General features: G+C 61.5%; 14 protein-coding genes. 6 read left to right on the top strand and 8 right to left on the bottom strand.

The window, feature by feature from the left end; genetic code table 11:
• Position 1: 1 nt before the first annotated feature.
• From AC1DUY_RS15130 to AC1DUY_RS15110, 5 genes are all read right to left on the bottom strand, one after another.
• Positions 2 to 1,030, bottom strand: coding sequence for a 2-keto-3-deoxygluconate permease (locus tag AC1DUY_RS15130; RefSeq protein WP_478115242.1), 1,029 nt, complete (start codon positions 1,028 to 1,030; stop codon positions 2 to 4).
• A gap of 271 nt (positions 1,031 to 1,301) precedes the next feature.
• Entirely contained in the window at positions 1,302 to 2,258 is a 957-nt protein-coding gene (locus tag AC1DUY_RS15125; RefSeq protein ID WP_478115240.1) for a PDR/VanB family oxidoreductase, read from the bottom strand.
• Complete coding sequence (locus AC1DUY_RS15120; protein ID WP_231080107.1) at positions 2,255 to 2,770, bottom strand: MOSC domain-containing protein; 516 nt, start codon at positions 2,768 to 2,770, stop codon at positions 2,255 to 2,257. The genes AC1DUY_RS15125 and AC1DUY_RS15120 overlap by 4 nt, the downstream gene beginning before the upstream one ends.
• Positions 2,771 to 2,925: 155 nt before the next feature.
• Complete coding sequence (locus AC1DUY_RS15115; protein WP_439073046.1) at positions 2,926 to 4,182, bottom strand: MFS transporter; 1,257 nt, start codon at positions 4,180 to 4,182, stop codon at positions 2,926 to 2,928.
• Between the two features lie 221 nt (positions 4,183 to 4,403).
• Positions 4,404 to 4,751 carry a RidA family protein gene (locus AC1DUY_RS15110; RefSeq protein WP_116664285.1) on the bottom strand — a complete coding sequence of 116 codons (348 nt, stop codon included), beginning with the start codon at positions 4,749 to 4,751 and terminating at the stop codon, positions 4,404 to 4,406.
• A 329-nt stretch (positions 4,752 to 5,080) separates the two neighbouring features.
• Between AC1DUY_RS15110 and AC1DUY_RS15105 the strand changes: the two genes are divergently transcribed.
• Complete coding sequence (locus AC1DUY_RS15105; RefSeq protein ID WP_478115237.1) at positions 5,081 to 5,644, top strand: helix-turn-helix domain-containing protein; 564 nt, start codon at positions 5,081 to 5,083, stop codon at positions 5,642 to 5,644.
• Between the two features lie 5 nt (positions 5,645 to 5,649).
• Here the strand turns inward: AC1DUY_RS15105 and AC1DUY_RS15100 are convergent, their stop codons facing one another.
• Positions 5,650 to 5,847 carry a hypothetical protein gene (locus AC1DUY_RS15100; RefSeq protein WP_089264937.1) on the bottom strand — a complete coding sequence of 66 codons (198 nt, stop codon included), beginning with the start codon at positions 5,845 to 5,847 and terminating at the stop codon, positions 5,650 to 5,652.
• Between the two features lie 212 nt (positions 5,848 to 6,059).
• Complete coding sequence (locus AC1DUY_RS15095) at positions 6,060 to 7,685, bottom strand: ABC transporter substrate-binding protein (RefSeq protein WP_089264938.1); 1,626 nt, start codon at positions 7,683 to 7,685, stop codon at positions 6,060 to 6,062.
• A gap of 169 nt (positions 7,686 to 7,854) precedes the next feature.
• On the opposite strand from AC1DUY_RS15095, the gene AC1DUY_RS15090 reads away from it, so the two are divergent.
• Positions 7,855 to 8,085 (top strand): hypothetical protein, encoded by a 231-nt coding sequence (locus AC1DUY_RS15090; protein ID WP_089264939.1) that lies wholly within the window; start codon positions 7,855 to 7,857, stop codon positions 8,083 to 8,085.
• Here the strand turns inward: AC1DUY_RS15090 and AC1DUY_RS15085 are convergent.
• Positions 8,082 to 9,701, bottom strand: a complete 1,620-nt coding sequence (locus AC1DUY_RS15085) for an ABC transporter substrate-binding protein (RefSeq protein ID WP_478115304.1) — start codon at positions 9,699 to 9,701, stop codon at positions 8,082 to 8,084. The genes AC1DUY_RS15090 and AC1DUY_RS15085 overlap by 4 nt on opposite strands.
• 330 nt (positions 9,702 to 10,031) lie before the next feature.
• Here AC1DUY_RS15085 and AC1DUY_RS15080 point away from each other — a divergent pair, with 330 nt between their 5' ends.
• From AC1DUY_RS15080 to AC1DUY_RS15065, 4 genes are all read left to right on the top strand, one after another.
• Positions 10,032 to 11,165, top strand: a complete 1,134-nt coding sequence (locus tag AC1DUY_RS15080; RefSeq protein ID WP_439064324.1) for a M20/M25/M40 family metallo-hydrolase — start codon at positions 10,032 to 10,034, stop codon at positions 11,163 to 11,165.
• 246 nt (positions 11,166 to 11,411) lie between these two features.
• Entirely contained in the window at positions 11,412 to 12,353 is a 942-nt protein-coding gene (locus AC1DUY_RS15075) for an ABC transporter permease (RefSeq protein WP_089264942.1), read from the top strand.
• A 13-nt stretch (positions 12,354 to 12,366) separates the two neighbouring features.
• On the top strand, positions 12,367 to 13,251 hold the full coding sequence (locus tag AC1DUY_RS15070) for an ABC transporter permease (RefSeq protein ID WP_089264943.1): 885 nt from the start codon (positions 12,367 to 12,369) through the stop codon (positions 13,249 to 13,251).
• Positions 13,248 to 14,933, top strand: coding sequence for an ABC transporter ATP-binding protein (locus tag AC1DUY_RS15065; protein WP_478115233.1), 1,686 nt, complete (start codon positions 13,248 to 13,250; stop codon positions 14,931 to 14,933). The genes AC1DUY_RS15070 and AC1DUY_RS15065 overlap by 4 nt, the downstream gene beginning before the upstream one ends.
• The last annotated feature ends 25 nt before the right edge of the window (positions 14,934 to 14,958 follow it).

Below are 14,958 nucleotides of genomic sequence, written 5' to 3'. Positions count from 1 at the left end.
CTTAGTGCCCAGCCACTGGTGCGGCTGATGCGACGCTTGGCGCGGCAGGCGTCGTCGCCTCTGCTTCCGGCTCGACATCACGGCCGACGATGCCGGCAACCCACGAGGTGAGGATCGGCGTCAGGATCGCCGTCACGACCACGCAGGCCGCGATGAGGATGGTCGCCGGACCGGCAGCAGCCGCATAGGCCGGATTGGCCGCAGCGACGATCGCAGGCACAGCCGCCGCATTGCCGGCGGTCGATGCCGCAGCAACGCCCGCGACGCCGTTGCCGCCGGTGAGACGGTCAACGAAGAACAGCGGGATGCCGGTTACGATGACGACGGCAACGCCCATGCCGACGCCGAGCAGACCCGCCTGCCAGACCTGCGTCAGGTTCAGGCCGGTGCCAAGCGCGAAGGCGAAGAACGGGATCATCACAGGCACGGCCTTGCTGAGAAAGTCACGCAGCTCGCGATCGAGATTACCAAGGATCATGCCGGCCACCAGCGGCAGGATCGCGCCGACGAGCGCGGGCCACTGGAACGACGACAGACCGGCAACGCCGAGCGTCACCATGGTGAGGAACGGACCGCTTTCCAGCGTCATGATGCTGTAGGCACCCACATCGCGCGGACGGCCATACTGGCCCATCAGCGCCATGTAGAGACCGCCATTGGTGTCGTTCATGGCGGCGACGATCGCCAGCGTCGACACGCCTGCGAAGATGCCGGCGGTGACCGGCGCTTCACCGAGGAAGCGGCCGAAGATCAGGCCGAGGACGATGGCGGTGCCGACCTTCACGATCATCAGGGCGCCGCCCTTCTTCACGATGTAAGGCGTCGCCTTGAAGTCGATGCTCGCGCCCATGCACACATAGAACACGGCGAGGATGCTGAGAGCGCCGCCGGAGAACAGCGCGCCGGTGAAGGAGCCGAAGAATTTCGGGGTGTTGGGGGCAAAGGTCGCGAACAGCGCGCCGATCAGCAGCGGCACCGTCATCATGCCGCCCGGCACCTTCTCAATCGCCCGCTTAATTGGAATCTGCATGGTTATTTCCTTCCCGCGCCGTGCGCATCACTGATTATTCTGCGCAATTTCCCTCAGGAGCCCCTGCGCACACCGATATGCGCAAATTACGCAGACATCAAACACTTTTTGCGCACTTTGCGCAATTTCTAAGAATTAGTTAAGCCATCAAGGTATGTTTGTAAGCCATCCAAAGCGGGCGTTCGCTGACCGGAACGCCGCGCCCCTCGATTGAACGCAAACAGGCGGCAACGGATGACCGTTGCCGCCTGTTTGGCTGTCAGATCGGACGTCAGAGATCGAGAACCAGACGATCCCCAGCGGAACCCGCCACGCAGACCAGCAGGCTGCGTTCGCGCTCCGCCGGCGACAGCACGCGGTCGCGATGCACCGGCTGCCCTTCCAGCCAGTCCACCTTGCAGGAGCCGCAGATGCCGCCGCAGCAGGATGCCGGCACGTCGATGCCGATATCTGTCAGCGCCGACAGCATGGTCTGTCCTGCAGCCACGGTGATTTCCCGGTTCGATTTTGCGAGCGCGAGCACATAGGGCTTGGCGTCGGGATCGACCGGCAGCGGCGGCGGCACGAAGCGCTCGATATGAACGCGATCGGCGGGCCAGTCGCGTGATGCCTGTTCGAAGTCGTCGATCATGCCGTCGGGGCCGCAGCAGGCAAGCGCGACATCCGACAGCGGCCGGCCGACCAGTGCCGCGATATCCGGGCGTTGCCCGCTCGACGTGTCGTGAATCACCACATGACCGGACTTGCGCAGCGGCGCGAGCAGATCGGCGAGTGGCGGCTCACCGCGCGCAATCATGTGCAGCATGAATTTCGAACGGCCCATGCGCTTGAGCCAGGCCGCCGCCGACAAGAACGGCGTCACGCCTATGCCGCCACCGATGAAGGTGAAGCGCGTCACATCCGCAGACAGATCGAGCCCGCCGCGCGGCAGCGTCACGCCGATGGTGTCGCCGACCTTGACCGCGTCATGAAGTACGATCGAACCGCCCCGCCCTTCGGCCTCGCGCTTCACTGCCACGGCATAGCGCTTGTCATCGGCGGGATCGTTGCAGAGCGAGTAAGTCCGCACCAATCCACGGGGCAAATGCAGATCGATATGTGCACCCGGCCGGAACGGCGGCAGCTCCCAGTGATCGGGATCGACCAGCGAGAACAGCTTGATGCCTTGGCCGCCGTCCTCGATCTTGTCGACGACGGTCCTAACCCTGGTGATCAGCACCGCGCTCATTGCACGTTCCGCACGGCGTCGCCGACACGCACGGTGCCACCCTGCAGAATCCTGCAGTTGAGGCCGGAGCGATTGATAAGCGGATCGAAGATCGCCTTGCCGGTGATCTCCTCGATATGCCGGCACGGGATCGACAACCGCGTCGATTCCAGCAGCGTCTCGCCGAGCCAGAACTGACGGCCAACAAGATGCGTCAGCGGCACGCCGGATACGGTGACATTGCGGCGATGCTCCTCGGGGGCGAGATCGATATTGTGATCGCGCTTCAGGGCTACCAGCGTCTCGTATTCGAACAACGTGACCTGACGCCCCTCTTCGGGCTTGTGCGAATAGAACCCCTCCTCGCGACCGATCATGTAGCGATCGCCCTCGATGCCCTTGCCGGCAATCAAAGTGAGTTCTGGCATTTCACGCATCGGCAGGAACGCGCGCGGCGTGATGTGGAGATAGCGCACCACGCCGGTCCATGACGAGACCACGGCAGTGGATGCGGAAGTAACGGTATCGAGCATTGCTTTCGTCCTTGTAGAGGCTTGGGCGACACATCGCTCCGTCATGGCCGGGCAAAGCGCGAAGCGCGGCTTCGCTGGATGTCCCGGCCATCCACGTCTTCATGCGGTCAAAGACGTGGATGCCCGGCATGCGCCGGGCATGACGAAGACTGCGTTCAGGTCAGTTCCTTGTTCGCCATTTCCGGCGCGAAGGACGTCGCGATTGCGGTGATGCAGGCGCAGAAGATCAGGAACACCGATACCGGCCAGGTCGCACCGGCCCATGTCATGAGCGACGCCGCGATCAACGGGCTGAGACCGCCAGAGATAGCCGCTCCGACCTGGAAGCCGAGCGAGGCACCGCTATAGCGCAGCTTCGCAGTGAACAGCTCCGAATACCAGGGCGCACCGATGCCGAACATCACCATCTGGCCGAACGAGATTGCGACGACGATGGTGAGGATCACGATGGTCGGATCACGCGTATCCAGCAGCCAGAACATCGGGAATGCGAAAGCCGCGCAAAAGAGACAGCTCGCATAGAACATCGCCTTGCGACCGACCTTGTCCGACAGCCAGCCGAAGAAGGGAATCGAGAACAGCGCGACAAAGGATGCGATGAAGGCGCCGTTCAGCACCAGCCCGCGCGACAGGCCGAGCTTCGATGTCGCATAGGACATGATGAACACGCCGGCGATGCTGGCATAAGCGATTTCCGAGATCTTCAGACCGACGGCGGTGAAGAACGGACGGCGGTGATACTTGAAGATGTCAACGATCGGCATCTTGGCGACTTCATTCTTCACCTTGAGCGCGCGGAAGGCCGGAGTCTCTTCCATGCTCATGCGGATCCAGAGGCCGACGCCGACCAGCAGGATCGAGATCAGGAACGGAATACGCCAGCCATAGCTCATGAAGTCTTCTTCAGGCAGTTGCGACACCAGCGCGAACATGCCGATGGCTGCGAGATTGCCGACGGGATTGCCGACCTGCACCATGCTTCCGAGGAAGCCGCGTTTATGTGTCGGACAGTTCTCGACCACCATCAGCACCGCACCGCCCCACTCGCCGCCAAGGCCGATGCCCTGCAGGAAGCGCAGTGCGATGAGCAGGATCGGCGCTGCGATGCCGATCTGTGCATAGGTCGGCAGCAGGCCGATGGCGAATGTGCCGAGACCCATCACCATGATCGTAATAGCGAGCATCGCCTTGCGGCCGACACGGTCGCCATAGTGACCGAAGATCGCCGCGCCGAGCGGACGCGCGAGGAAGCCGACAGCATAGGTGCCGAAGGCTGCGATAGTTGCGAGTGCCGGATCGCCGGCGGCGAAGAACACCTTGTTGAACACCAGCGCGGTTGCCGCGCCATAGATCAGGAAGTCGTACCACTCGACGGCGGTGCCGATCACGCTCGACCAGACGATCTTGCGCATGGCCGCATCGTCGGGATTCTCCGCCGTGGCGGTGACTGTATTGAATTCTTCTGCGACGGTCATGTTCACTCCTTCAAAAGACATGTTCAGTTTCAGGCGCGTGGGCTCGTTCCGTGCCGCGACATCTCGCGGCGCAGTCCGGGTCTTCTCGTGAACTTTCGCTGTTGCTTCAGTCGCCTCAGCGCAGGCGGTGGTGATGCCTAAGGAATGGCAGCGATTCCCTAGAGAATCGCAGCGATGGCTGCGATCTCGACTCTGATCGAGGGATTGGCGAGCCGCGCTTCGACACAGGCGCGTGCAGGCGATGCGCCTGCCGGCACCCACTCATCCCAGACCGTATTGAAAGCCGCGAAATCCGCGATGTTTGGCAACCACACCGTGGCGCTCAGGATCGATGACTTGTCGGTGCCGGCTTCGCTGAGCAGTGCATCGATCTTGGCGAGCACTTCGGCGGCCTGCGCTTCGACACCGACAGACAGATCGTCCGGCACTTGTCCTGCGAGATAAACGAGACCACCATGAACAGTGGCCATGCTGAGCCGCTTACCGGGCTTCAAACGCTTGATCATATATCGGCCTTCGTGTCGTTTTCTGAGGACATATTCCCGTCATCAAAATCCAACAGGTTTACTGACAGAAATCAACGTCACGAAAATCGGCATCTGATGCCTAAATCGGCAAAAGGCAGCCGATGCACATAAAGCAGGCTAAAAATCGGCATTCTCCGGCGCTTTTGCCTAAATTATCCTTGCCCGTGCTGGAAATATCTGCAGCAATGTTTTCCTGCAGAAACACTCCGGCATCGCTCTGGAGCTCTTTCAAAGAGATCAGCGAGACGGCCCTTCCACCATCGCCGCGCGCCCTCTAAAAGAACAAGCACCTCATCAGGAGATCGACGTTGCTCGACGTCAGCAAGAATGCGGTTGGCTTCAACCTGCGCCAGCTACGCACCACCAAGGGACTGACGCTGGATCAGCTCGCCACCCAGAGCGAGCTGACGCGCGGCTATATCTCCCTCGTCGAGCGCGGCCTGAAAACGCCGTCGGTCAATGCGCTGCTGCGCCTCGCCGCGGCGCTCGATGTCAACGTCACCTATCTGTTCGACCCCAACCCGACGCCGGCCCCGCGTTACACGCTGTTCCGGCAGGACGAAACGCAAACCCCCATGCAGGACGACGGCGTCGATCTGCTGGCGCTGGCTGCGGGACGCACACGCAAGATGATGGAGCCGTTCCTGATCCGGCCGCCGCTGAAATTCGCGCCGCGCGCATCGCATGCGGGCGAGGAGTTCCTGTTCGTCATATCAGGCAAGATGGCGATCAAGATCGAGGACGAAGAGATCGTCCTGAAGAAAGGCGACTGCCTGTACTTTTCCGGAGAGACCCCGCACTGGGTGCGCAGCATCGGCAAGCCCAAGGCCGACGTGCTGCTGGTCGTGTCCGCCGCCTCGCCCGAGCGCTGAGTTTCCTAGACGCGTTCAATTCTTCCGCTGAAAAGCGCGCGCGGCGCGACCTTCTTGCGCAAGGCCTGTGCCTGCATTTTGCAGACGCACATCGGCTCGCCCCTGCGCGTGGTGCATTTGCAGGGATAACCATAAGCAAATTCAATCAACGCATCGACGTCATGGGCCATGATCGCCTGCTCAACGCGCTCGTCATACGTCATGTGGCCATCTCTTCTTGCTAGCGGCTGCTGGCTGGGCTTTGCGCTTCGTTCCCATAGGCATGTCGAACAGATCGGGCGTGGGCGAGAGCAACTTTAAATCTGTTTATACCAACACCGCAGGACGGGCAAAGCCTGCCTCAAAACAAAGACGCCGGCCTGATCACTCAGGCCGGCGCTCTCTTATTCAAACCTGCCCGCCGCAGCGGCGCCGGTTACTCCTTCTTGTCGATGTTCCAGAACACCGGAGTGGCGGCGCCCGGCAGCACGCCGGTCAGCGACTTCCGCCATATGCTGGGGATCCGGTATTCGCCAAGCGGCAGATACGCGACCTGCTCGAGCGCACGGGCCTGGACTTCCGCAGCGGCAGCCTTCTGTTCCGCAGGCGTCGCTGCGCGCGCATACTTGTCGCGCAGTTCTTCGATCTTGGCGTCCTCGAACCATCCGAACCAGCCGCCATTCTTGCCGCGGCCCGACGTCGAGACGTTGGAAACCGGGTTAAGAATATCAGCAGCGACCCAATTGGTGAAGAACATGTTCCAACCGCCCTCCTTGACGGGCTTCTGGCTGGCGCGGCGCGTCACCACGGTCTGCCAGTCGGTGGCCTGCACTTCGACCTTGAAGCCGGCATCGCGCAGAAGCTGCGCTGCAACGATCGGCTGCGCCTTCAGCGACGACACATCGGTGGGCGCCATGATGACCACGGGCGTGCCATCATAACCGGATTCGGCCAGCGCCTTCTTGGCTTCCGCCATGCCGCTGCCCTTGACCATGGTTTCCGAGCCGACGTCGGTGTCATTCGGCGTGCCGCAGCCGAACATGGCACCGCAGATTTTCATGTAGTCGGGATTACCGACCAGCGCATCGAGCACCGGCTTCTGGTTCATCGCGAGGAATGCCGCGCGGCGCACCTTGACGTTGTCGAAGGGAGGCAACAGGAAGTTCATACGCCCCAACGTCTGGTAACCGAGCTCGTTCAGAACCTCGATCTTGAGGTCCTTGTCCTTGACGAGAATCGGCAGCAGATCGTAGGGACCGTTCTCCATGAAATCGATGTCGCCGGACTGCAGCGCGTTCACCGCGGTCTGCGCATCGGGCATCGTGACCCATTCGACGCGGTCGACCTTGACGACCTTGCCACCGGCCGCCCAGCTCGCAGGCTCGGAGCGCGGCACGTAGTCCTTGTTCTTCTCATAGACCGCCTTCACGCCCGGCTGGAATTCAGCCTGCACGAACTTGAACGGACCCGAACCGATCTGCTCCGGAATGGCCTTGCCGGCGGGCGTCTCGGCGAGACGCTTCGGCATCATGAACGGCACCAGCGACGATGGCTTGGCGATCGAGTCGAGCACGAGGCCATAGGGCTCCTTGAGCGTCAGCACGATGGTCTTGGCGTCGGGGGCTTCGATGCTCTTGGTGAAGTCCATGAGCTTCTGGCCCATGCCGTCATTGCGGCCCCAGCGCTGCAACGAAGCGGCGCAGTCTTCCGCAGTGACAGGCTTGCCGTCGTGCCACTTCAGGCCGTCGCGCAGCGTGAAAGTATAGACCATCTTGTCATCGGAGACTTTGTACTCCGCCATCTGCGGCTGGACTTTGAAGTTTGCGTCCATCGCCAGCAACGTGTCGTAAACCATGTAACCGTGATCGCGCACGATATAGGCCGTGGTAATACCCGGATCGAGCACGCGCAGATCCGAGTGCATCACTGCGGTGATGGTCTTGCCGGCAGCATGCGCGGGCGACGACAGCACCGGCAGCGCCAGCGCAACGGCTACCGCCAGACCTGGTAGCGTCAATTTCGTGAAGGCCGCAGAACGCTGCCAACGTGACATGTAGGACATTCGATCTCTCCTGACTTGAAACTGACCATCGGTCGATGATTGCTTGTGCAACGCGATAGAAATTTAGGCGCCGCCACGCGTTGGCTTTATCTTTTAGACATCAAAGACTTGCATCAAGCGTGATGCGCGTCAATCGCGTTTTCCACGCGCTACATCCACATGCTGCAGAATGCATTCCAATGCACATCGTCAATTTGCAAAGGAGATTGCCTGCTGCTGCCAAGTCACGCACGCAGTCAACGGCATGCTCGACCCCGCTGCACGCGACATGGCAATCATGGGTGCGACCATCGAACGCATCGCTCGTGGAGAGGTCATTCGCAAAAACAAGAACGCCGGCCTGATCACTCAGGCCGGCGTTCTGTTACTTCACACGAACCGCGACAGCGGCGCCGGTTAGTCCTTCTTGTCGATGTTCCAGAACATCGGAATGGCAGCGCCCTGGGTGACGCCGGTCAGCGAGGTGCGCCAGATGCTCGGCACCTTGTATTCGCCGAGCGGGATGTAGATGACCTTGTCATAGATCTCCTTCTGGATCTCGGCGGCGAGCTTCTTCTGCTCTTCCGGCGTGGTCGCGCGTGCGTATTTGTCGCGCAGCACTTCCAGCTCGGCATCTTCGCTCCAGCCGAACCAGCCGCCATTGCTCTTGCCGCGGCCGGAGGTCGCGACATTGCTGATGGGATTGAGAATGTCGGCACCGACCCAGTTCGAGAAGAACATGTTCCAGCCGCCTTCCTTGATGGGCTTCTGGCTCGGACGACGGCTGAGCACCGTCTGCCAATCGGTGGCCTGCACTTCGACCTTGAAGCCGGCATTGCGGAGCAGTTGCGCCGCAACGATCGGCTGCGCCTTCAACGTGGTCACGTCGGTCGGCGCCATGATCACCACCGGCGTGCCGTCATAACCGGCCTCGGCGAGCAGCTTCTTGGCTTCCTCGACGCCATTGCCCTTCACAAGGCTTTCCGAACCGACATCCGTCGCATTCGGCGTGTCGCAACCGAACACCGCGCCGCAGACCTTGTAATATTTGGGATCGCCAACCAGCGCATCCAGCACCGGCTTCTGGCTCATTGCCAAAAACGCGGCACGGCGAATCTTCGGATTGTCGAAGGGCGGGTTAAGGAAGTTCATGCGGCCGAAGGTCTGGAAGCCCAGAGGGTTGAGCACTTCGATCTTAAGCTCCGGATCCTTCGCCAGGACCGGCAGCAGGTCGTAGGGACCATTTTCCATGAAGTCGATGTCACCCGACTGCAGCGCATTCACCGCGGTCTGTGCATCGGGCATGGTGATCCATTCGACGCGATCGACCTTTACCACCTTGCCGCCGGCCTGCCAGTCGGTCGGCTCGGAGCGCGGCTTGTACTCCTTGAACTTCTCGTAGACGGCCTTCACGCCGGGCTGGAATTCCGACTGCACGAATTTGAACGGACCCGAACCGACCTGCTCGGCGATCGCCTTGCCGGCGGGCGTCTCAGCCAGACGCTTTGGCATCATGAACGGCACCAGCGACGATGGCTTGGCGATCGAATCCAGAACGAGGCCGTAGGGCTCCTTTAGCGTCAGCACGATGGTCTTGGCGTCGGGCGCCTCGATGCTCTTGGTGAAATCCATGAGCTTCTGGCCCATGCCGTCATTGCGGCCCCAGCGCTGCAGCGACGCGGCGCAGTCTTCGGCGGTGACCGGCTTGCCGTCATGCCACAGCAGGCCGTCGCGCAGGGTAAATGTATAGACAAGCTTGTCGTCGGAGACCTTCCAGTCGGCCATCTGCGGCTTGATCTCGTATTTCGAGTTCATGCCGAGCAGCGTGTCGTAAACCATGTAGCCGTGGTCGCGGACGATATAACCGGTGGTGATACCGGGATCGATCACACGCAGATCGGAATGCATCACTGCAGTGATGGTCTTACCTGCAGCATGCGCGGGCGACGACAGCACCGGCAGCGCGAGCGCAACGACGACCGCCAGACCGGGCAGCGCAAATTTCGTGAAGGCCGCAGAATGCTGCCAACGTGACATGTAGGACACTCAATCTCTCCTGACTGGAATCTGACCATCGATCGATGATCGATTATGCAACGCGATAGAATTTTAGGCGCCTTCGCGTATTGCCTTTATCATTTAGGCTTCAAGGACTTGGCATCAAGCGTGATGCGCGTCAATCGCGTTTTCCACGCGATACATCCACACGGTGTAGAATGCATTGCAATGCACATTGTCGATTTGCAAAGGCGATTGCGCTGCTGCTAAGTCATGCGCGAACTCTCGCCGACAAACTCTCGCAATGTGCGCAGGCACGGAGCGCCTTGATCATCCGTGACGAAATTCTCATCCAAGAGGAATGACTTGATGAACCCCGCCGAACTCCCGTTTGATCTCGAGAACATGTTGCAGGGCCTGCGCATCTGGGTCGAATGCGAGAGCCCCACATGGGACGCAAATGCGGTCAACGGCATGCTCGACCTCGCTGCACGCGACATGGCAATCATGGGTGCGACCATCGAGCGCATCGCGGGACGTCAGGGATTCGGCGGCTGCATCCGCGCCCGTTTTCCACATCCGAAATTCGGCGAACCCGGCATCCTGATCGCGGGCCACATGGATACCGTTCACCCGGTTGGCACCATCGAAAAGCTGAAGTGGCGCCGCGATGGCGAGCGCTGCTACGGCCCGGCGATCTGCGACATGAAGGGCGGCAATTATCTGTCGCTGGAAGCCATCCGCCAGCTCGCACGTATCTCCTATACGACGCCGCTACCGATCACCGTGCTGTTCACGCCCGACGAGGAAGTCGGCACGCCATCGACCCGCGACATCATCGAAGCTGAAGCCGCGCGGAACAAATACGTGCTGGTGCCGGAGCCCGGTAGTGCGGGCAACGGTGTCACCACTGGCCGCTATGCGATCGCCCGCTTCAATCTCGAAACCATCGGCCGGCCCAGCCATTCGGGCGCGACGCTGTCGAACGGCCGCTCCGCGATTCGCGAAATGGCGAAGAAGATCGTGCAGATCGACGAGATGACCGGACCGGACTGCACGTTCAGCGTCGGCATCGTGCATGGCGGACAATGGGTCAACTGCGTTGCCTCGTCATGCACCGGCGAAGCGCTGAGCATGGCCAAGCGTCAGGAAGATCTCGATGCCGGCGTCCAGCGCATGCTCGCTCTCTCAGGTACCGAGAATGACGTGACCTTCAACGTCACCCGCGGCGTCACCCGCCCGGTGTGGGAACCGAACGCGGCGACCATGGCGCTGTTCGAGAAAGCCAAGGCCATCAATGGTCGCCTCGGCCTGCCCGAACTGACCCATGGCAGCAAGGGCGGCGGTTCGGATGGTAATTTTACCGGCGCGATGGGCATCCCGACCCTCGACGGGCTCGGCGTTCATGGCGCCGATATGCACACGCTCAACGAATATATCGTCGCGCAGAGCCTTGTTGATCGTGGCCGCCTGATGGCGGGATTGCTGGCAACCCTCGATTGATGCAACGTCGCCCGGTTTGCACATGCATCGCATGGCGCAAATCGGGCGGTGGCACAGGACTTGCTACCTTTACGTTTAAGTTTAGCGAACTTCGGGTTGAGGCAAGTTGCGACAGTGAATCATTGTTTCTCGAAAAATCTGTGTTTCTCGCGGACAATGACGACCAAGAGCAGCGAGCCCGTGACGTTTCCGGTTGACCGACGCGGTCCAGTTACGTTCGATCAACACCACCAATAGGAAAGCGCCATGCTCGGATACCTCATTCGCCGGATTCTTGCGGCCATACCCGTTATGGGTGTGGTGGCCCTGTTTGTCTTCCTGCTGCTTCGGCTGACGCCCGGCGATCCTGCCGCGATCATCGCCGGCGATAACGCGACGGCCGAGCAGCTCGACCGCATCCGGACGCAGCTCGGCCTCAACGAACCGCTCTACACGCAGTTTTTCAGCTGGGTCTGGCGGCTGCTGCACGGTGACTTCGGCACCTCGCTGATCTCCAACGTGCCTGTGCTGCAGATGGTCAACCAGCGCATCGAGCCCTCTTTGAGCATTGCATTGAGCGTGATGCTGGTTTCGATCCTTGTTGCGATCCCGCTCGGCGTCATCGCCGCATGGAAACATGGCACATGGATCGACCGTTTCGTGATGGCGCTGTCAGTGATCGGCTTCTCCGTGCCGGTGTTCGTGATCGGTTACGTGCTGGTCCAGGTGTTCGCAATCGAACTGCGCTGGTTTCCGGTGCAGGGTTTCCGCAGCATCTCGCGTGGATTCGGGCCGTTCTTCGAGCGCATCACGCTGCCGACCGTTGCGCTGTCCTTTGTCTATGTCGCGCTAATCGCGCGCATGACCCGCGCGGCGATGCTCGGAGTGCTCGGCGAAGACTATGTCCGCACCGCGCGCGCCAAGGGCATCAACGAGAGCGGTGTGCTGTTCCGCCACGCGCTGCGTAACGCCGCCGTGCCGGTCATCACGGTGATCGGTACCGGCTTCGCACTGCTGATCTCCGGCGTCGTCGTCACCGAAAGCGTGTTCAACCTGCCCGGCATCGGTCGCTTGACGGTCGACGCCGTGCTGGCGCGGGATTTTCCCGTGATCCAGGCCATGATCCTTTTGACCTCGGGCGTTTATGTCGGGGTCAATTTGCTTATCGACCTTGCCTACGCACTGCTCGATCCCAGAATTCGTTACTAGGAATCTGTATCTGATGGCGATCGAATCCCTTCCCAACCCGGCCCTCCCCTCCCGCAGCGGTCCGTCGCTCGGCTTTCTCACCGCGACGCCGATTATCGCCTTGGCGACGATTTGCCTGACGCTGGTGATCCTGTCGGCGATCTTCGCACCGTGGCTGACGTCGCACGATCCGCAATTGCTGGCACCCGCCTTGCGGCTGAAGCCGGCCAGTTCGGAATATCTGCTCGGCACCGACGCTTACGGCCGCGACGTGCTGGCGCGCATCCTCTATGGCGGTCGCATCTCGCTGCTGATCGGCCTCGGCGCCGCCGTCACCAGTATTGTCATCGGCCTGTTCATCGGCCTGTTCTCGGGCTTTTTCAAATTGGCCGACGCTGTGATGATGCGTGTCATGGACGGCCTGATGGCGATGCCCGGCGTGCTGCTGGCCATCGCCGTCGTGTCGCTGTCAGGCGCCACCCTGACGACAGTGCTGATTGCGATCACTATTCCGGAAATCCCCCGTGTCGCGCGACTGGTGCGTTCCGTGGTGCTGTCGGCGCGTGAGGAGCCCTATGTGGAGGCGGCGATCTCGCTCGGCTCCAGCATGCCGAAGATCATGTTGAAGCATCTGATGCCCAACACGGTGGCGCCGCTGATCGTCCAGGGCACCTTCATCGCCGCATCCGCCATTCTCACCGAGGCGATCCTGTCGTTCCTCGGCGCCGGCATCAGCCCGGAGACCCCGACCTGGGGGAATATCATGGCCGAGGGTCGCGCCTTCTTCCAGGTCAAGCCATCGCTGATCTTCTGGCCGGGACTACTGCTCTCGATTGCCATCCTCTCCGTCAATCTGATCGGCGACGCTGCCCGCGATGCGCTCGATCCCCGCATGAAACAGCGTGAGGCCGGCAAGTGAGTGAACTAGTGAACCCCACCGTGAATACCCGCCCCATCGCACTGGAAATCGAAAACCTCGTCGTCGGCGTCGGCAAGAGCGGCGCCGGCAAGAAGATCATCGACGGCATTTCTCTCCAGGTGCGCCAGGGCGAAACGCTCTGCGTGGTCGGCGAAAGTGGTTCCGGCAAGTCGGTGACCTCGCTCTCCACCATGGGCCTGCTGCCGCGAGATTCACTCAAAGCCATCGGCGGCAGCATTAAGTTGGTCGGCGAAGATGTGCTGCAGGCCAGCGACCGGCGGCTGCGCGAGCTCCGCGCCACCACCATGGCGATGATCTTCCAGGAGCCGATGACGGCGCTCAATCCAGTCGTCCCCGTTGGCAAGCAGATCGACGAAGTACTACGCACCCACACCAGTCTCGGCGCCAGCGCCCGCCGTGCGCGCATTCTCGACATGATGGAACAAGTGCGGCTTCCCGATGTGAAGCGCATCTTCGCGTCCTATCCGCACCGCCTGTCGGGCGGCCAGCGCCAGCGCATCATGATCGCCATGGCGCTCGTGCTGGAGCCGAAACTGCTGATCGCCGATGAGCCAACGACAGCGCTCGACGTCACCACCCAGGCGCAAATTCTCAAGCTGATGCGCGACCTTCAGAAGGATCACGGCACCGCCGTGCTGTTCATCACTCACGACATGGGCGTGGTGGCCGACATCGCCGATCGCGTCGCCGTGATGCGTCATGGACGGCTGGTGGAAACCGGAGCATTGAAGGATATTCTGAGCGCGCCCACGCAGGACTATACTCGTAACCTGCTGTCGTCGGTGCCGAGCCTCATTCCCCGCGCGGCCCGCGAGGAAGTGGGCTTCAATCCAGTCGTGCTCGAAGCGAATGAGCTCGGCAAGGTCTATCGCGAGCGTTCCATGTTCGGGAAACCACGCGAAGTCCACGCAGCCCAGGACGTCACGCTGACACTGCGCAAGGGCCGCACGCTCGGCATCGTCGGCGAAAGCGGCTCCGGCAAATCGACCGTGGCGCGCTGTATCGTCCGACTGATCGATCCAACCTCGGGCGGCATCCGTCTCGCCGGACGCGAAATCTCCGATCTGTCACGTCACGCGTTGCAGCCGCACCGCAAGAAGATACAGATCGTCTTCCAGGACCCCTATCGTTCCCTCAATCCGCGCATCACCATCGGCGAGTCCATTTGCGAAGGTCCGATCAATTTCGGCACCAAACATTCGGTGGCCATGGCCAGAGCGCGTGAACTGCTCGAACTGGTCGGTCTTCCACCTGACGCAGTGTCGCGCTATCCGCACCAGTTCTCCGGCGGCCAGCGCCAGCGCATCGCCATTGCGCGCGCGCTAGCCCTCGATCCGGAAGTTCTGGTGGCCGACGAGGCCGTCTCGGCCCTCGACGTCTCGGTGCAGGCGCAGGTGCTGCGGCTGCTCGACGACATCCAGACCCGGCTCGGCATCGCCATCCTGTTCATCACCCACGATCTGCGCGTCGCCGCCCAGATTTGCGACGACGTTGCCGTAATGCAGCATGGTCGGGTGGTGGAACAGGGCCCGGCGGCGGAAGTCCTCGCAAATCCGCAACAGCCCTATACGCGCCAGCTGCTTGACGCGGCGCCCGGACGAGGATGGGATTTCGCCAACTTCCGCGCGGTCGATGGCAGCACCACCGTGCCGGCGGCCTGAGCCCATACCGAAACTGACCCTGGAT

This window comes from Tardiphaga sp. P4_G1 (assembly GCF_056401215.1).
The sequence above is the reverse complement of the archived record's forward strand: the minus strand, read 5'-3'. Positions and strand labels throughout refer to the sequence as shown.